Consider the following 17,365-nt stretch of genomic DNA (forward strand, 5'->3'; position numbering starts at 1 on the left):
GATCGGGCGAAGTGGGACCGGCGTACCTGGGCGAGCCTGGTCGAAGCTGATTTCAAACGATGGCCTGACCATCACCAATGTCAATGCGGAGACTTGTGGTCACATCAATGCCCGCAGTTTGTCATATTTCAATTCGCAGTGCTGAGGTTCCCGTGAGATGATTTTGTGCACTCACACCAGGAGAAGGGCAAGCTGCGATTGCGATGTTTGCAGACCGCTCGTGATTCTATAATGTTCGGCTGATCTCGATGGCGAAGCTCCGGAGGTCCGAGACGGGATGACGTTGTATACCGTTGCATCACAGCAAGGAGCGCGGTCTGGCGTCGCGTCGCTTGCGGGACCTCTCTTCCTCCTTGCAGTAGCCGTCATTCTTTCTGCGATTTCGCGGCGGGCCGTCACGCATCTCGCGCGCTGGTCTGACATTTACGCTCTGGTGCTGGTTTGCTTGGCATTTGCCGGCGCGCTCGCCTTCAGCTCCATTCGCTACCGTGATTTCTCGCCGCCGCCATTGCGGATCACCGCCTTCGCGATCGGAATGACGATCTTCGTGCAGTTGCTGTTCGATTCATTGGGGCCCTTCGCAGGGCCTCCCAACATCCTGTTCGGTTCGAGCGACAAAGCACTGTTCTTCCGCTACGGTGCGGTGCTTGCGGTTGTGGCAGGAATAGCCGCGATCTGGCGTCCTTCATTTCTGGTGCCGCTGTTCTACTTCTATCATGCATGGCGCGAAATGGTGAGCGTCGTGTCCGGCATCTTCGTGACTGAGACCGATTATCTCGGGATGCTCGACGTCGGTAACTTCGCCGTCCTTGGCGTACTCGGCACGATCGTCCTCACCAGCGCCTGGGTGATCGATCGCGTGCCGTGGCTGCGAACTTTGTTCGCTTCCGCAGATAACGTGAAGCAGCTTCGCGATCGCGCCTATGGCTTGATTTGGGCGTGCGCCGTCGGGGCGCATCTCGGCAGCTATTTCTGGTCGGGAATCTCAAAGCTGCAGGCTGGTGGCGAGAGGCCATGGACCTGGCTGCTCGCAAATCCCACGCAAACCTCAATCCTGATGGGACTCGAACGCGGCGACGCCCCGCTCGGCCTATGGCCGGGCGCGTTGCAGACGATCTGGGACGCGATCGCGAGCAACCAGCTGATCTTCAACGTTTTCGTGCTGGGTGCCCAGCTCCTGTCGCCCCTGGCTGCGATCTCGGCGCGCGCGCTGTCGTTCTTCTGCCTGCTGTTCGACATCTTCCACATCGGCGTGTACTTCACGCTCGGGGCTCTGTTCTTCTTCTGGATTGCGCTCAACCTGTTCATCGTAGCCGCGGCGCGCACGCTGCCGCGTGATGGATTCACCCCGGCGATGAAGGTTGTGATGGTCGTGACCGTCATCTGCGGCCGGTTCTTCTTCTACACCAATCATCTCGGATGGCTGGACGGGCCGAAGCTGGCAAGCCCGCGGCTTTTCGTCGAGACCCGCGATGGTCGCCAGGTTCTCGCGCCTTCCACGTATTTCGGCATCTACTCGTACATGATCGGGACCGGAACCATGTACATCCCTGAGAATCATTTTCGGGCTCGCGTTGGCGGCAACAACCACGATCTTGCGACTTGGCATGACGCGACCACCTGCGGCCCGGAGATCCTTCCGCGTCAGGACACAGGCGTACCCATGGAGGCCGTGGAAAAATTGGTCCACGAGACGGATCGCTTTTTCCGTGTCTATCCCTGGGTGAAGGACAACAACAGCTTTTATGCCTATCCGCACCACATGCTGTCCAATCCATGGCTGTATGGCGAATTCAACAAGCTGACCATGGACGATATTGTCGCCTATCACTATGTGGTGGACTCAGTATGCCTCGGTCTGGCGGAGGGCAAGCTTGTGCGCGACGTTCGGAAGCGTACGGATTATCGAATTGACCCATAGTGATGACGATATCTGGGTGGTATATGACGGCGAATGCCCCTTATGCAGCCGCTATGTTCTGCTGTACCAGTTGCGGGAGCGTGGACAGCGCATTCACCTGATCGACGCGCGTTCGGAGCATCCAATCGTAGGCGATATCCGCGCCCGCAATCTCGATCTCAATGAAGGCATGGTGGTTCGCTGGCGTGGGCGGCATTACTATGGGGCCGATGCAATGCATCTGCTGGCAACGCTTGCCGGGGAGGCGACTGTCTTCAATCGCCTTAATCGGCTCGTGTTCTCCCGGCCACGCCTCGCAAGGGCACTTTATCCGGCACTGGTGCGCGGAAGGAAGCTTCTCCTTCGGCTTCTCGGCCGCAAGCTGATCGATGAGATCAATGCTCCGGAACAGCGGCTACCGGTCGGTCCTTCCGACGAAAACATCAAGCACAACGACGGGGTCCGATGACGTTTGGAGGAAGGCTCCAGCGCGCCTCCTGTGTACAAGAAGCGGTGGGTCAGGTTATCGCGTCGCGGCCTGATAGGCCGGAGAGAGACGCATCAGATCGCAACGGACAAGATCGTCGGATGATTGGTAGATCAGGCTTTTCGGATAGATGAGCTCGAATGACGGATTCTGATCGAGCCGCTCCGCGTAACGCTGATACTCGACCGATCCGAGATAGTAATTGCCCTCGCGGACCGCGATTGCGACCTTGTCGGTGAAGTCGTGGAGAAATTTGAAATGGAGCAGGGCGCCTGTGACATCGCCTGGCTTGCCTGGTGGGGCCATCAGGTGACCGGCGGCGATATAGCGACGGCCGGGCAACCAGCGCGCGAGCGGCACTTTAGTGAGCAGCGGTGGCTGCCAGCGCGTGATGTTAACTGCAGGCAGCAGCCGCGCCAGCCCGTATGGCTCAAGCAACCGCACAAGTGCGTCGTAAAGAGCGATCTTCGGCGGCATCGGTTCGTCATAAAACAACCTTGCTCGCGCACCACCCACCAGGTAGTTGGTCGGAAAGCCGCGCCGACGGCGCTTCAAATAGGTATCTGAATCGAAGTAGGGGCAGAACGCGACGAGGCTCTCACCGGCATGGTAGCGCTCCGGGCCACCGAGCCAGCGTGGATACATATCGACCATCTCCGCAGTCATGCAATCTGCGCCGGTGCTCTCCAGATATCGGCACAGCCATCGAAGATCAAAATTTTCGCAACCGGGATAGACAAAGAGTTCGTCTGCGTCGAGCGTCAGCGCCCACCGTCCTGGCGCGAATTGGTCGAGCACGGCGCTGGTCCAACGCGCGCCACCACTTGATTCTGCAAAGGGCTCTCGGATCTCGAACACGTGAACATCCGGCTGATCGAGTAGGAATGCTCGCGTGCCGTCATCCGAACGATCATCGATCGCGAGGAAACGTCCGACCCCGAGCCGGCGATGGTGGCGCAGGAAATCGGGTAATCGCAGCATTTCGTTGCGAAGCTTGCCGACAGCCACGATCTCATCGGCGCCGAAGTCGAGCGGCCTGCTATCAATCCGGTGAATGACTGGATCGGGATGCTTGGCCCGTGATCGCGTTGGCGTCAAAAGTGCGACAGCCGCTTGACCCCTTACGATCGACCCTTGTAACGCGTTCCGCGCGCGGTTGCCGCCCGCCGCTGCTCTCGCCAGCAATTCCATTTTAGATTTTCCAGCCAACCGATCACATCTGCATTATCTACGATAAAGACGGCGAATATAGGTGCTATGGACGGTCACATTGTCCCAGCGGGTTGATCTAGCCTCATAAGCCCACGGCGAGCTACAAATGTGCGCTTCTTATTTGCAATCGAGGACTATCGGCCGGCGGTTTCGCGTCGGTTCCAAATAGATCGCATTGCCATTCATTCCCAAACGTCTTGAGCATAAAGTCATAAAGTGAAGTGTCGCGCCAGCTTGTCGCGGATTCGTGTCATCCAAAAGCATTTGGCCTTTGTGCAACACAGCCATTCCGCTGCGGTTTCAAGGAGCCGAATTCAAGGTCAAAGGAAGGAGCCTCCGCCACGCATTCATACGCGTATTCAGTTGGGTGCAGGAGATCTGTCGAGCCGTTGAGAGCAGATTAGAGTTGTGGCCAACGGTTTCTGCGGAGCATCGCTCGTGCAGGGGATCATGCCGCGTAAACGAAGCGGCTCACAAGCACACCGGCAGGAATGCGGCCCTGCGGCATGATCTGCATGGCAATTAAACAGGTGCGGAGCTTCTACAGGAGGATGTCACAATGCACGGACCATGCGACAACATGCTCGCTGGCCGCTCATGATAGGGGGCTGACTAGACTGCGATTTGCGATTCAGGCATCTGCGGTGATGCCTCCGACTGCACCTGATCGAGCACCGAGAGGTTCGCGATGAGCAGATAGATCAGCAGGCTCGCGCAATAGACGACTTGCAAAATTACCACGCTGGCGACGAATGCTATCGCGCCCGTGGCGAAACCCTGCTCAAGACCCAAATACCACGCTGCAACCAGGATCAGCATCGTTGCGGGAATAAGGGCGTATGCGCGAAGAAAACGCCCAAGAAGAACACCCGCTACGGCGCTTGCGATCATCAGCACGACCAAGATCTGCCCTCCTGCTCTTGCACCAGAGATGTTCCGACGCATGATGGGCCGTATTGTAGCCACAGAACCGCTAAAAACATACCACTTTTACGCGGCCGCGGCCAATCTTTGGTGCGCCTGCCGCTGCGCTGTGGGCGCGCGGTTCTGTCGTAAAACGTGCTCGGTCGACCTGGTCTCCTGTTGGGTGCTTTTCGGTTCCAGGGGCTTACTTTTCCACCCGGGTGGTCGACCTCGGCAACAGGCCGACACGCAAATGCGGCAAGAGGCTTGTGATCAAGACGCCCCGGAGGAGACCAGTCCTAGCTCCCCTGGCTTTTACGCAGCAGGAGCCCGACCAGTTCTTCGAGGCTCTGCTCAATGTCCGCGGACTGCAAAGATCTGGTATCGGGCTCAGAGGAACGCGGCTCGATCAGACGCAAGCTTGCGCCGGAAGGCCCGGATTTCACTGGCTTCGGCTCCCGAATGGATACGGGTTTAAACGACTGAGGCATGTCATGGTTCGTCTGCTCAGTCATTGCGGGTTGAGGTGTGGCGTATCGCGCCCTGGTGCTTTCGTCCGAAGCTGGTCGCCTGGTTCTGAGCGCGGGCGAAACGTAGGGCTGCAAGTTCAAGTACTCGGCGTGCCGCTTACGAGAGATCAGCTCACGTGTGCCGTAGCCGGCCGCGAAGCCAATCGCGAGCAGAACAAATATGATGAGAAGCCCAACCATCAAACTATACGCGCCCACTCATAATTCTGCCTCAGAGTTAACCTGCTACCGTCTATATCCTGTAGTTGATAGATGCCGTAATTGACGATTTGAAGGCACGTCGTTCGCCGTATCCGTGTCGGGCTGCGCTCGCCTCAGGAGCGCTTCTGACGCGTCGTGAGCGATACGAGATATTCGCTGCATCCCCGCGATCCGGTGACTTGCCTATTTGCTGGTCAATGCGCCTTCGATTTGGCATCGCACGTTTCGTGGGTGATGCGACAGCCATCGATTGACAGCTCGCTCAACGTAGCGAACATCGCAAACAGGAAACCACGAATACCGAGATCGCCGTCTTGTCGTTACAATCCCCAGGTTCCGCCATCATAACCGACAGCCGCGCGCAGAAGATCGGGGCCGTCAACGGTTTTCGCGGACTCGCCATCTTGATGGTGATCCTTTTTCACTTGCTTGTTCCGTTTACATCCAGCGCGCCGGCATTTCCCGGCGAACTTGATCCGAATGGTCTCCTGGCCATTGTCGCGAAGCATGGCTTCTTGGGCGTAAATATCTTTTTTGTGCTCTCCGGATTCGTTCTGTACCTGCCCTATCGCACAAAGAAGCGAGTCATCGATCGGCTCGCCGACTTCCCGCATTTCTATTGGCATCGCGCAGCCCGGTTGCTTCCACTTTACTATACGGTTGTCCTCGTGACGGTTGCACTCCATGCCAAGTCGCCCGCTGGATCGCATGCGTGGTATCTGGAGCTCGGCGGACTGTTATCTACGCTTTTCATTTTTGTGCCGCACGGGTTTATGCCCCCTCCAATCCCGTATTGTGGTCCGTAGGCGTTGAAATCTGGTTCAGCCTTTTGTTTCCGCTGCTGATTCTTCTGATCGCGCGCTTCGGCCTTGGAAGACTGTTGCTGTTGAGCGTCGTCATCTGCTCAGCTTTCGTGGTGGCTGGGCATCTTATCGTGGTGGATCGGATTGGGATGTTTCGCCCGTTTGTGGGCGGAATATTTGGGTCGTGTTACCAATTCATTTTCGGAATGTTGGTTTGCGATCTCTACGTCAAGTCCAGGGACAGCGTTTCACTAAGGAGATTTCAGTCGCGCGGGCTGCTGCCCGGACTGCTGCTGATGATTGCCGCCATATATCTCAAGGATAACGGCCCCTGGGCTGTGAGCATTCTCTACGCCACGATCTTTTGCGCCGGGTTTTCCATGGTGCTGCTGGCGGTGTTGTGCGGGGCATGGTCCGCAAATCGCTTGTTCGAGGCGTGGCCAATTCAAGTCGTCGGATGCATGTGCTACAGTATCTATGCGTGGCATTCGATCATCATGGTTGAAATGATTCCACCCGATACGTCTTCGTTGCAAGCCACGCTTCGACTTTCGTTTCCGTATCTTGCAATAACGATCCTGCTAAGTGCGCTGAGCTATCGTTATATTGAATTTGGCCATCAAGGCGATTGGAGGTCGTTGTTCCTGTTGCGTAACTCCAATTCCGACGAGCTCACCGGCGCTGGGGTATCCCGTCGTGCTGAAGTCTAAACCGGTCGCATCGTCCTGAGAGGACGCCCTGCTGGGACATCTGGGACTGCGGGTCGAAGGTATGGTCGGTGCCCGAGTTCGCGGCTGCGCCTCAGTCCTGTGGCGAGGGCGTTGCGGACCTCGGCGGCTTACTGTTGTATTCGGCCTAGCGCGACTGCTCCGAAGGTCCGGCGGTGTGACAACCTGGGCGCTGATCATGCGAGTTGCTGCGCGTAGCCGCGGTGTCGAGCTGGCGATGGTCCACACCAAATTCTCTTTTACGTTTCAACGCTCTGTATAAGCAAGCGCCATCGATGACCGTCACGTCTCCGCTGGCGCCGCCTTGCTGCGTATCAGATCGCGGTGTAGATGTCGCGCATGAGCGATGAAACCCACTCCATTCGAAGCGGCTGGCTCAGCGCGGCCATCAAGGCGCACGGAGCCGAGCTGTGCTCGCTCAAGGACGGAGGCGGCATCGAATTCGTCTGGCAGGCGGGGCCGGAATGGCCGCGCCACGCGCCGCTGTTGTTTCCGATCGTCGGGCGCCTCGCCAATGACGAATTGCGGCACCGGGGCAAGACGTATCGGATGACCCAGCACGGCTTTGCGCGCGACAACCGCTTTGCGTGGACGGAGCGCGGCGAGAGCCGCTGCACCCTGGTGCTCGAAGACAGCGAGGCGACGCGTGCGCTCTATCCGTTCGCGTTCCGGCTCACCGCTGCCTATGCGATCGACGATTCCGGCCTTGATCTGACGTTCACGATCGCCAACACCGACAAGGAGATATTGCCGGCGTCGCTCGGCGGTCATCCCGCCTTCAACTGGCCGCTGCAATCCGGACTGGCAAAGGAGAGCTATGCGCTGACCTTTGCGAACGCGGAATCGTCTCCCGTCCGCCGTCTCGACGGCGGCTTGCTGCGCGCGACAACGGCACCAAGTCCGGTCAAAGATAAATCGCTGCCCTTGTCCGAAGCCTTGTTCGTGGATGACGCCATCATCTTCGACCGCATCGAGAGCAGCTCGGTCCGCTATGCCGCGGGGCAGGGCGCATCAACCGGGCCGTGGCTGAAAATGTCCTGGCGCGGTTTTCGCGAGCTCGGCGTCTGGTCGAAACCGTCGGGCGCGCCGTTCCTTTGCATCGAGCCCTGGCGCGGCCATGCCAGTCCCGCCGGCTTCGACGGCGAGTTCACCGACAAGCCCGGCCTGATGCATATCGAGCCGGGAGCGGAAGAACGCTTGTCGTTCCGGATCGAAGTCGGATCGTCCTAGAGCGATGCCTTCAGACCTCGATGCGCGTCAGGTCCTCACCGAGCACGACAGGACCTGAGTAGTCCCGCCGGACATCGTTGAGCAGCGCGTTCAGCATGGAATCGTCGGTGCGCGGCCGGTGATGGGTCAGGGCGAGCTTCTTGACGCCGGCCTTGGCCGCGACCTTGCCGACCGTATCGCCGCAGGCGATCGTGAATTTCGCAAGCCGGCGCAAGTGCTCATTGTTGATTTCTGGCGTTGCGAGGAAGCAGCACTGAACGAGCAGGTCGGCGCCCTCAGCCAGTCGCTCGAGACCGGGGCAGGGGACCGTGTCGCCGGAAATCGCAATGACCTTGCCCTCCGCCTCGAAGCGGTAGCCGAGACACATCCAGCGTTGGAGGAAGGCCCGCGGCATGTCGAGGCCGTCGCCATGCGAGACGAGCTCGGCGCTGACCTTCCAGCGGCCGGTGTCGAGAACGGGACCGGGCACGATGTCCGTTGCGACCACCGGTTTCCAGCCGCCGAAGGCCGGCTCGCCGCGATCCCGCCAGGTGATGTCCTTGTCGTAGACCTGCGTGATCAGCGTATTGACCAGCCGTTCGGTATCCGGAGGGCCATAGATGCGCAGCTCGTCCTTGCGGCCATGCATCCATGAATTCAGCATCACATCGTAGAGGTCGCCGATGTGGTCGAAATGGTGATGGGTGAGAAAGACCGTGTTGATGGCGCCGAGCGGCACGCCGGCCTTGCTGAGCTGCAGCGTGACGCCGCGGCCGGCGTCGATCAGGATGTTCTCGTCGCCGAGCCTGATCAGCGTGGTCGTCGCCATCCGGCGTGGATCCGGGCGTGGGCCGCCGGTGCCGAGCAGTATGACCTCCATGGCGCCACCTCCAGCGTGAAGATTTTTCACAGTAGATTTGAACACGGCAAGCTAAGCAAGCCGCATCAAGGACCAGCGCCGGAACGGAGCAGGCCGCTCAGCGCATGCCGGCCGCGGTGGCGGCGAGGGTCGGCCGGATGGTTGATCGGTCCACTCTCGCGGACGTCAGGCGATGCGCCAGATCTTGCGCATGCCGCTCGACCAGATGCCAGGTCGCGCGGGCGACGAGATAGCTGAGCGCGGCGGTGACGGCATAGGCGATGAGCAGCGAGACCAGCCCGTCCGCGAGCGGCCAGATCTGGCGCAGGCCATAGATCACCGCGAAGTGCGACAAATACATCGAGTAGGAATCGCGGCCGAGCGCCTCGAGCGGCCGCCAGCGGATCGCGAGACGGATGCAGCCGGCGACCAGCGCACCGAGCACGAGATTGATCATCAGATAATTGAATTCATGCGAGCCGGTGGCGCGGTCGGCGATGAAGGACAGTGCGATGAAGACGGCGAAGACCGCGGCATCCGATTTCGCAAAGCCGTCGCGCAGGGAGAAGAACAGCGCGCAGCCGACGAGGAAGACCGGAAGCTGGTTGAGGAAGCTGATGTGCAGCGTGGTCCAGACGAAGGCTTCGTTGCCCGATCCGTAATAGGCCGAGAACAGCGCGAAGGCGAACGGCTTGAACAGGCAGACATTGACGAGATGCAGCACGATCGCGAGCGCGAGATAGAGATGACGGCGTGCTCCGAACGCGATGATCAGAAGCGGAAAGACGAGATAGAACGTCATCTCCGCCGCGATCGACCAGTCGCCCGGCACGACGCTGTTGACGCTGTCCGGCCAGAAGCCGTGCAGGAACGTCGCGGTCAGGATCACCTGAAGCGGTCCGATGCCGTTGGGAGCGTTGGCGCTCGGCCCCGTGCCGTTGACGAGCAGGTAGACCGGGATCGCGAGCCAGAACAGCGGCGCGATGCGCAGGAAACGGCGGATATAGAACTTGCGCGCCGGATTCGTTTCGCTGCGCTGCGTCCACATCAGGCACATCGTCATGGCGCTGACGAAGTAGAACACGTTGACGCCGGTCCAGCCGCACATGAAGGCGAAGTCGACGGCGCCGATGTGCGACGGGAACGACTGCGAGACGTGGATCGCCATCACGCCGGCAATGGCGAGACCGCGCAGCAAGTCGAGCGTGTGCGAACGGCCGAAGGACGTTGCGCCTTCTTTGGTTCGACCGGCTGCCAAGCGGGCCTGCCCCTGCATCACGCCTTCTCCATGGCCTCGTGTCTGCGAGTGGGGACCATAGAGGCGGGGCCGGCGTTTCCGAAGCCGAAGGCGTCCTTTACGTTAACGGCGGTTGTCCGGAGCCGGATGTGCCGAATTGGCGGTGTCGGCTCGGCGACGGCCGTGCGGATCATGCTGGCATGATCATGCGCGGGATGAGAATTGTGGGCCAATTCATACTTAATACGTCAAGACCATGACCAATATTGTTTGGGCATCACAACACGCCTAGTATCGCGGCAGGCAATTTCGGGGGCTCGAACAGGTCGTGAATGGTCGTTCACAGGACAGCGCGTTGCGCGAGGACCTGAATTTCCAGGCCGTGCCGCAGACACACAGGACATCCAAGATCGTGGCCGATTCCGCCCGTCCGGAATTGCGCCCCGCCGGCCGCGAGCGGCTGATCGTCGTCGAAGACGATCCGGTGACGCGGACGATGCTGGTCGGCTATTTCAACGAGAACAATTTCGACGTGGTCGGCGCCGGCTCCTGCGCGGAATGCCGCCAGGCACTGCGCGCGCGTACCGATCTCGTCTTCCTCGACGTGCAGCTGCCCGACGGTGACGGCTTCGAGCTTGCCAAGGAAATCCAGGCGACCAGCAACGCCGGCATCATCTTCGTGACGCGCCGCGACACCGACGTCGATCGCATCCTCGGCCTCGAGATCGCCGGCGACCATTACGTCACCAAGCCGATCAACTTACGCGACTTGCTCGCACGCGTGCGCAGCGTGCTGCGGCGGCGCTCGCTCGATCGCAAGGCGGCGCGCAACCACAATTCGATCGCGTTCGGTGATTGGATCATCGACCTGACCCGGCGCGAGCTGCTTGGCAGCGACGGCAAGCCGGTGGCGTTGACCCGCGCCGAATTCGACCTGCTCGCCGCGCTGGTCGGCGCCGACGGCAGGCCGCTCAGCCGCGACTATCTGATCGAGGTGGTCAGCAACCGCCAAGCGGAAGTCGACATCCGCACGGTCGATGCGCTGGTGGCGCGGCTGCGCCGCAAGCTCACCGGCAGCGGCACGCCCGTGATCGGGACCGTCACCGGCGTCGGCTACAAGCTCGCATTAAGCGAACGGCTCTAGCGGCAGATCGGGGCATCGCCGTCAACGCGATGCGACGCGCTTCCATCTTGCTTCGATGCGAGCCTTGATTTGGCTGATCCGGGCCTCATGGGCGGCCCAATAGGCGCGGCTGGCGGCGGCCGTGCCCTGACGATAGCGGGCATAGACGGCTTTGGGCTGCGTCGACATCTTCGGTGCACTTGCCAGTTTTGCCGGCGCCGCGGGAATGGCCGGGGGCGCCGGAGCCGGAACGGCCGCGGCTTCGACGTTCAGCGATGCCGAGTTCATCGCGAGAAGCCGGTTACGAGCCCGGTTGCAATAGACTTGTGACCGCGGGGTCATCGTCTCCTCGCCATGACCCGCCCGATATTTCATGAGCGCACGGCAGAGATCCCCGGCCGCCAGGCGCCAAGCCTCGCTGAGATAAATCACCCCGTAATGGATGTTGATGTCCGGCTCTGCCAGTTCGGCATTGCTTCCGCGGAATCCCAGCATCGCCGCGGTCTCGGGCCGCACCTGCATCAGCCCGATCTCGCCGACGCTGCCGATCACGGCCGGGTTGTACCCGCTCTCGACGAAGACCACCGCTTCGGCGATGTCGGCAGGCAAATGGGTGTTTGCGATCTCTCTCTCGATGATCTTCCGGATCGCGGCGCGGGATGCCGGCGTTTCTCCGGCGCCGAGCTCGGTCCCGCCGTCCGGCAGCGCCGCCGTCGTGCGCGGCTCGTCCGGACCGCCGTCCTTGGCCTGCGCGCAGATCGGAGCCGACAAAAGCAGGGCGACCGCCACGCGTCCCCACGTCGCGCCAAGATTGAAGCGTGTTCGATCCCACAGCATGGGTCTGTGATAGAGCTTCCGAGTTAACAAACCGGCCTTGCGGCGCGGCAGCGGGGACGCATCAACCATAGCATGGTCCCGCAATTTGCATTGTGGTGCCTGCCTCTTTCGAGGCGGCCCCAGGGAAGTAAACGCCATGTGCGGCCGTCAGGAATGCCCTTTGGATGCGCCCGGCCCGCGGCGCTAGCGCTGGCTGGATGCCGCGGAGCGGTCTGCAGCGTCGCTGTGGAGCTCCCGTTCGAACTGCTGCTTCACCTTGGCGAGGTCATGATCCACGGCCGCGTTGCGCAGCATCGGGTTGAGTTCGACGTCGGTTCGCCCGACGTGTGCCGGAGACGATAGCGCCAAGGAACTGGCGAGCAGCAGGGTCGTTGCGAAAATGGTCATATCACTATTCATGGGCCCAAATGCGGCCATTTGTTGCCGGTGTCGGCCAATGGCTTTTGAGTTGGCGCGTGCAAGCCCAATGCTATGGTGCGGCAGGCCTCAATTTGACAAGGACGAGGTATTTCAGTGGCTGATGTTCATCCCGCGGCGGGCAAGCAGGCCTCGCCGGACGCGCTCACCAATATTCCGCGGCTGGTTACGGAATATTTCGCCGGCAAGCCTGATGCGGCCGACCCCGCGCAACGGGTTGCGTTCGGCACCTCGGGTCATCGCGGCACCTCGTTCAAGAACACCTTCAACGAGGGCCACATCCTCGCGACCACGCAGGCGATTTGTGACTACAGAAGAGAAAAGGGGCTGACTGGCCCGCTCTTCATCGGCATCGATACCCATGCGCTGGCAGAGCCCGCGTTGGTCAGCGCCGTCGAGGTGTTCGCGGCCAACGGCGTCGACGTCATGATCGACAAGGACGGCGGCTACACGCCGACGCCGGTGATCTCGCATGCGATCCTGACCTACAACAAGGGCCGTAGCTCGGGCCTCGCCGATGGCGTCGTGATCACGCCCTCGCACAATCCCCCCGAAGACGGCGGCTATAAATACAATCCGCCGCATGGCGGCCCCGCCGACACCGACGTCACCGGCGTGGTCGAGAAGCGCGCCAATGCTTATCTCGCCGATGCCCTGAAGGGCGTGAAGCGCATCGACTACGACAAGGCGCGCAAGTCTTCGAACGTTCACGCCTACGACTTCATCACGCCTTACGTGGCCGATCTCGGCAATGTCGTCGATCTCGACCTGGTCAAATCCGCCGGCGTCACGATCGGCATCGATCCGCTCGGCGGTGCCGCCGTGCATTACTGGCATCCGATCATCGAGCGCTACGGCCTCAAGGCCACCGTCGTGAACGAGGCGATCGATCCGACCTTCCGCTTCATGACGGTCGACTGGGACGGCAAGATCCGCATGGACTGCTCCTCGCCCTATGCGATGGCGAGCCTGATCGGGATGCGCGACCGCTTCGACGTCGCCTTTGCCAACGACACCGACGCCGATCGCCACGGCATCGTGACGCGCACCGGCGGCCTGATGAATCCGAATCATTATCTTGCGACCGCGATCTCCTATCTGTTCGCGCATCGCCCGGACTGGGGCAAGGATGCCGCGATCGGCAAGACCGTGGTGTCGAGCTCGATCATCGACCGCGTTGCGAAAAAGCTCGGCCGCAAGCTGGTCGAGACGCCGGTCGGCTTCAAATGGTTCGTCGACGGCCTCCTCACGGGCTCTTTCGGCTTCGGCGGCGAGGAGAGCGCGGGCGCCTCATTCCTGCGCCGCGACGGCACGGTATGGACCACCGACAAGGACGGCGTCATCCTCGGCCTGCTCGCCGCCGAGATCATGGCCAGGACTGGCCGTGATCCCAGCCAACTCTTCAATGACCTCACCGCCGAGTTCGGCGTGCCCCATTACGCGCGGATCGATGTTGCCGCCACCGGGCCGCAGAAGAACATTTTGAAATCCGTGACGCCCGAGCAGCTCGGCCTCAAGGACCTCGCCGGTGATCCCGTCCGCGCCACCCTGAGCAAGGCGCCCGGCAACGGCCAGCCTTTTGGCGGCATCAAGGTCGAGACCGATTTCGGCTGGTTCGCGGCCAGGCCGTTGGGGACGGAGGACGTCTACAAGATCTACGCGGAAAGCTTCCGCAGCACCGAGCACCTGACGCGGATTCAGGAAGAAGCCAAGGCGGGGCTTGCGAAGGTGTTCGGGGCGTAGGGCGCGGGGCCGGCGCCGCAGGGGGCCCCTCCAGCGGAGCGGTCGCCGTATCCTCCGGTGTCATCGCCCGCGCAGGCGGGCGATCCAGTACGCCGCGGCAGGAGTTGTGTGAACCCAATGTCCGCCGCGGAGTACTGGATTCCCCGCCTTCGCGGGGAATGACGGTGGATAGGTTTGTATACAGAATAGATGGATACGGTAATTAGATGCGCCACCTTTGAGCCTTGAATGATCTCCTTGCCGCCGCTACTGTATACAAAACGTATGCATAAGCCGTGGGAGCGAGCCGATGACAAAACCCTTCCCCATGAACGCCTGGTACGCTGCCGCCTGGGATGCCGAGGTGAAGCCGGTGCTGTTGCCGCGGACGATCTGCGGCAAGCACATCGTGATGTACCGCAAGGCCGATGGCTCGGTGGCCGCGCTGGAGGATGCCTGCTGGCACCGCCTGGTGCCGCTGTCCAAGGGCCGGCTCGAAGGCGACACCGTCGTCTGCGGCTATCACGGCCTGAAGTACAACGCGCAAGGGCGTTGCACCTTCATGCCCTCGCAGGAGACCATCAATCCCTCCGCCTGTGTCCGCGCCTATCCCGTGGTCGAGCGTCACCGCTACATCTGGCTCTGGATGGGCGATCCCGCGCTGGCCGATCCCGCGCTGGTTCCGGACATGCACTGGAATCACGATCCGGCCTGGGCCGGCGACGGCAAGACCATCCACGTCAAATGCGACTATCGCCTGGTGCTCGACAATCTCATGGATCTCACCCACGAGACCTTCGTGCACGGCTCTTCGATCGGTAACGATGCGGTGGCCGAGGCGCCGTTCGACGTCACCCATGGCGAGAAGACGGTGACGGTGACGCGCTGGATGCGCGGCATCGAGCCGCCGCCGTTCTGGGCCAAGCAGCTCGGCAAGCCCGGTCTCGTCGACCGCTGGCAGATCATCCGTTTCGAGGCCCCGTGCACCATCGCCATCGACGTCGGCGTGGCGCCGACCGGCACCGGCGCGCCGGAAGGCGACCGCTCGCAGGGCGTCAACGGCTTCGTGCTCAACACCATCACGCCGGAGACCGAGAAGACCTGCCATTATTTCTGGGCGTTCGTGCGCAACTACCAGCTCGGCGAGCAGCGCATCACCACCGAGATCCGCGAGGGCGTGTCCGGCATCTTCCACGAGGACGAGCTGATCCTCGAAGCGCAGCAGCGCGCAATGGACGAGAACCCGGATCGCATCTTCTACAACCTCAACATCGATGCCGGCGCGATGTGGTCGCGCAAGCTGATTGATCGCATGGTGGCGAAGGAAAACGCACCAACACATCTCCAGGCCGCGGAGTAGACGATGGCCGAACGTGAGGTTGACCGCTCCGTCTCGCAGACCGTGAAGGCACAGCTCGCGCTGCGCGACCAAATCCTGTCGGGCTCATTGCGTCCGGGCGAGCGCATCTCCGAGCTCCAGGCGGTGGAGACGACAGGCGTCTCGCGCACGCCGGTGCGCATGGCGCTGGTGCGGCTGGAGGAGGAGGGCCTGTTGGAGGCGATCCCCTCCGGCGGCTTCATGGTGAAGGCGTTCTCGGAGCGCGATATCTCCAACTCCATCGAGCTGCGCGGCACGCTGGAAGGCCTCGCCGCGCGCTTTGCCGCCGAGCGCGGCGTCTCCGCGCGCGAGCTCGAGCCGCTCAAGGAGTGTCTCGCCGCGATCGACGAATTGCTGCGCCAGGTGCCGATCTCGGTCGACGCATTTTCGTCTTACGTCACGCTGAACGCGCGCTTCCACGCCCTGCTTACGGAATTGTCGCGCAGCCCGCCCTTGATCCGGCAGATCGACCGCGCCTCGGCGCTGCCGTTCGCCTCGCCGAGCGGCTTCGTGATGGCGCAGTCGGCGCTGCCCGAGGCCCAACAGATCCTGATCATCGCCCAGGAGCATCATCGGGTGGTGATCGACGCCATCGAGAACCGCGAAGGCGCGCGCGCCGAAGCCGTCATGCGCGAGCATGCGCGGCTCGCGGTACGAAACCTGCGGCTCGCGCTGCGCAACCGGACCCATCTCGACCTCTTGCCGGCGCTCGCGCTGATCAAGACCGCAACCGATTGAGGCAATCGCCATGCGCTTCATCGAAACCTGGATTCCGGCGACGCTCGTCTCGACGCGCGACCTTGCGCCCGGCATCCGCGAATTCCTGATCCGGCCCGATCAGTTCGACGTCACAGCCTATCCGGTCGGCAGCCACATCAATGTCAGCGTCAGCATCGACGGCCTGCCGGAGACGCGGTCCTATTCGCTGGTCGGCGAAGCTTCGTCCCACGGCTTCAAGATCGCGGTGCGCCGCGCCGAGGATTCCCGCGGCGGCTCGCGCTATATGTGGCAATTAGCGCCAGGCGCGCGGCTCGACATCACGCAGCCCGCCTCGCTGCTCGCGGTGGACTGGGCGCGCGAAAATTATTGCCTGATCGCCGGCGGCATCGGCATCACGCCGATCCTCGGTGCCGCGCAGGCGCTAGCCCGCCGCGGCGCTGACGTCACGCTGCACTATGCCGTGCGTTCGCGCAGCGAAGCCGCCTATCTCGACGATCTCGCCGCGCTGCTCGGCGATCGTCTGGTCGTTCATGCCAGCGACGAAGGCAAGCGCCTCGATCTCGACGCGCTGTTCGCCTCGCTTCCTCAAGGCACGCTCGCGCTGTTCTGCGGCCCGATGCGCATGCTCGATGCCGCGCGCCACGCCTGGATCGGCGCCGGCCATCCGCTTTCAGATCTCCGCTACGAGACGTTCGGCTCCAGCGGCACGCTGCCGACCGAGACGTTCCGGGTGCGCTTGAAGGGCTCGAATGTCGAGCTCGAGATTCCACGCGAACGCTCGATGCTTGACGTGCTCAACGCCAGCGGCCACGACGTGATGTACGACTGCAAGCGCGGCGAGTGCGGTCTCTGCGCCATCGACGTGGTTGCGGTCGACGGCGAGATCGACCATCGCGACGTCTTTTTCAGCGACCATCAGAAGCAAAACAACCAGAAGATCTGCGCCTGCGTCTCCCGCGCGAGAGGCACGATTACGGTCGACACGCTGCTGCGCGCGGACGCGGTCTGACCGAGCCCGAAGCGGCATTCCGTTAGGAGAAATGGATAGCGCCGCGACCTCCACCTCTCCCGCCTGCGGGAGAGGTCGGCGCGAAGCGCC

The 17,365-nt window shown here is 61.8% G+C and carries 16 protein-coding genes; 10 read left to right on the forward strand and 6 right to left on the reverse strand.

Features of this window, described 5'->3' with window-relative positions; genetic code table 11:
- Window positions 1-283 precede the first annotated feature (283 nt).
- Both ACSKB8_RS42495 and ACSKB8_RS42500 read left to right on the forward strand, forming a co-directional pair.
- A complete protein-coding gene (locus tag ACSKB8_RS42495; RefSeq protein WP_438111354.1) occupies window positions 284-1,921 on the forward strand; it encodes a hypothetical protein in 1,638 nt (545 codons plus the stop codon).
- Window positions 1,911-2,369, forward strand: a complete 459-nt coding sequence (locus ACSKB8_RS42500) for a thiol-disulfide oxidoreductase DCC family protein (protein WP_244551273.1) — start codon at window positions 1,911-1,913, stop codon at window positions 2,367-2,369. Before ACSKB8_RS42495 ends, ACSKB8_RS42500 begins: the two co-directional genes overlap by 11 nt.
- A gap of 54 nt (window positions 2,370-2,423) precedes the next feature.
- Here the strand turns inward: ACSKB8_RS42500 and ACSKB8_RS42505 are convergent, their stop codons facing one another.
- Both ACSKB8_RS42505 and ACSKB8_RS42510 read right to left on the reverse strand, forming a co-directional pair.
- On the reverse strand, window positions 2,424-3,578 hold the full coding sequence (locus ACSKB8_RS42505; RefSeq protein WP_438111356.1) for a glycosyltransferase family 2 protein: 1,155 nt from the start codon (window positions 3,576-3,578) through the stop codon (window positions 2,424-2,426).
- A 633-nt stretch (window positions 3,579-4,211) separates the two neighbouring features.
- Window positions 4,212-4,502: a hypothetical protein gene (locus ACSKB8_RS42510; protein WP_438111358.1), complete on the reverse strand. Its 291-nt coding sequence runs from the start codon at window positions 4,500-4,502 to the stop codon at window positions 4,212-4,214.
- A gap of 1,045 nt (window positions 4,503-5,547) precedes the next feature.
- Here ACSKB8_RS42510 and ACSKB8_RS42515 point away from each other — a divergent pair.
- From ACSKB8_RS42515 to ACSKB8_RS42525, 3 genes are all read left to right on the forward strand, one after another.
- The gene (locus ACSKB8_RS42515; protein WP_438111360.1) at window positions 5,548-6,039 is read left to right on the forward strand and encodes an acyltransferase family protein; all 492 of its coding nucleotides are present in this window, start codon (window positions 5,548-5,550) and stop codon (window positions 6,037-6,039) included.
- A gap of 23 nt (window positions 6,040-6,062) precedes the next feature.
- Entirely contained in the window at window positions 6,063-6,746 is a 684-nt protein-coding gene (locus tag ACSKB8_RS42520; protein WP_438111362.1) for an acyltransferase family protein, read from the forward strand.
- Window positions 6,747-7,103: 357 nt separating this feature from the next.
- On the forward strand, window positions 7,104-7,994 hold the full coding sequence (locus ACSKB8_RS42525) for an aldose 1-epimerase family protein (RefSeq protein WP_438111364.1): 891 nt from the start codon (window positions 7,104-7,106) through the stop codon (window positions 7,992-7,994).
- A gap of 10 nt (window positions 7,995-8,004) precedes the next feature.
- Here the strand turns inward: ACSKB8_RS42525 and ACSKB8_RS42530 are convergent, their stop codons facing one another.
- Together ACSKB8_RS42530 and ACSKB8_RS42535 are read right to left on the reverse strand one after the other, a co-directional pair.
- Window positions 8,005-8,853, reverse strand: coding sequence for an MBL fold metallo-hydrolase (locus ACSKB8_RS42530; protein WP_438111366.1), 849 nt, complete (start codon window positions 8,851-8,853; stop codon window positions 8,005-8,007).
- 97 nt (window positions 8,854-8,950) lie between these two features.
- Window positions 8,951-10,108, reverse strand: coding sequence for an acyltransferase family protein (locus tag ACSKB8_RS42535; protein ID WP_438111368.1), 1,158 nt, complete (start codon window positions 10,106-10,108; stop codon window positions 8,951-8,953).
- Between the two features lie 289 nt (window positions 10,109-10,397).
- On the opposite strand from ACSKB8_RS42535, the gene ACSKB8_RS42540 reads away from it, so the two are divergent.
- The gene (locus ACSKB8_RS42540; RefSeq protein WP_438111369.1) at window positions 10,398-11,213 is read left to right on the forward strand and encodes a response regulator; all 816 of its coding nucleotides are present in this window, start codon (window positions 10,398-10,400) and stop codon (window positions 11,211-11,213) included.
- A 21-nt stretch (window positions 11,214-11,234) separates the two neighbouring features.
- Here the strand turns inward: ACSKB8_RS42540 and ACSKB8_RS42545 are convergent, their stop codons facing one another.
- Both ACSKB8_RS42545 and ACSKB8_RS42550 read right to left on the reverse strand, forming a co-directional pair.
- Entirely contained in the window at window positions 11,235-12,029 is a 795-nt protein-coding gene (locus ACSKB8_RS42545; RefSeq protein WP_438111371.1) for a transglycosylase SLT domain-containing protein, read from the reverse strand.
- Window positions 12,030-12,212: 183 nt separating this feature from the next.
- Window positions 12,213-12,416, reverse strand: coding sequence for a hypothetical protein (locus tag ACSKB8_RS42550; RefSeq protein WP_091894083.1), 204 nt, complete (start codon window positions 12,414-12,416; stop codon window positions 12,213-12,215).
- A gap of 126 nt (window positions 12,417-12,542) precedes the next feature.
- On the opposite strand from ACSKB8_RS42550, the gene pgm reads away from it, so the two are divergent.
- The 4 genes from pgm (at window position 12,543) to ACSKB8_RS42570 (ending at window position 17,275) form a co-directional block, all read left to right on the forward strand.
- A complete protein-coding gene (pgm, locus tag ACSKB8_RS42555; RefSeq protein ID WP_438111373.1) occupies window positions 12,543-14,189 on the forward strand; it encodes a phosphoglucomutase (alpha-D-glucose-1,6-bisphosphate-dependent) in 1,647 nt (548 codons plus the stop codon).
- Between the two features lie 289 nt (window positions 14,190-14,478).
- A complete protein-coding gene (locus tag ACSKB8_RS42560; RefSeq protein WP_438111375.1) occupies window positions 14,479-15,528 on the forward strand; it encodes an aromatic ring-hydroxylating dioxygenase subunit alpha in 1,050 nt (349 codons plus the stop codon).
- Window positions 15,529-15,531: 3 nt separating this feature from the next.
- Window positions 15,532-16,284 carry a GntR family transcriptional regulator gene (locus ACSKB8_RS42565; protein ID WP_438111377.1) on the forward strand — a complete coding sequence of 251 codons (753 nt, stop codon included), beginning with the start codon at window positions 15,532-15,534 and terminating at the stop codon, window positions 16,282-16,284.
- 10 nt (window positions 16,285-16,294) lie between these two features.
- Window positions 16,295-17,275 (forward strand): PDR/VanB family oxidoreductase, encoded by a 981-nt coding sequence (locus ACSKB8_RS42570; protein WP_438111378.1) that lies wholly within the window; start codon window positions 16,295-16,297, stop codon window positions 17,273-17,275.
- The last annotated feature ends 90 nt before the right edge of the window (window positions 17,276-17,365 follow it).

It is taken from the genome of Bradyrhizobium sp. BR 1432 (assembly GCF_051547705.1).
In the GTDB taxonomy this organism is placed as follows: domain Bacteria; phylum Pseudomonadota; class Alphaproteobacteria; order Rhizobiales; family Xanthobacteraceae; genus Bradyrhizobium; species Bradyrhizobium zhanjiangense.

Excerpts from the sequence above, each read along its gene's own strand:
- ACSKB8_RS42505 (WP_438111356.1), bottom strand. The coding sequence starts at position 3,578 with ATGGAATTGCTGGCGAGAGCAGCGGCGGGCGGCAACCGCGCGCGGAAC.
- ACSKB8_RS42525 (WP_438111364.1), top strand. The coding sequence starts at position 7,104 with ATGAGCGATGAAACCCACTCCATTCGAAGCGGCTGGCTCAGCGCGGCC.
- ACSKB8_RS42530 (WP_438111366.1), bottom strand. The coding sequence starts at position 8,853 with ATGGAGGTCATACTGCTCGGCACCGGCGGCCCACGCCCGGATCCACGC.
- ACSKB8_RS42535 (WP_438111368.1), bottom strand. The coding sequence starts at position 10,108 with ATGCAGGGGCAGGCCCGCTTGGCAGCCGGTCGAACCAAAGAAGGCGCA.
- ACSKB8_RS42545 (WP_438111371.1), bottom strand. The coding sequence starts at position 12,029 with ATGCTGTGGGATCGAACACGCTTCAATCTTGGCGCGACGTGGGGACGC.
- ACSKB8_RS42550 (WP_091894083.1), bottom strand. The coding sequence starts at position 12,416 with ATGACCATTTTCGCAACGACCCTGCTGCTCGCCAGTTCCTTGGCGCTA.
- ACSKB8_RS42560 (WP_438111375.1), top strand. The coding sequence starts at position 14,479 with ATGACAAAACCCTTCCCCATGAACGCCTGGTACGCTGCCGCCTGGGAT.
- ACSKB8_RS42565 (WP_438111377.1), top strand. The coding sequence starts at position 15,532 with ATGGCCGAACGTGAGGTTGACCGCTCCGTCTCGCAGACCGTGAAGGCA.
- ACSKB8_RS42570 (WP_438111378.1), top strand. The coding sequence starts at position 16,295 with ATGCGCTTCATCGAAACCTGGATTCCGGCGACGCTCGTCTCGACGCGC.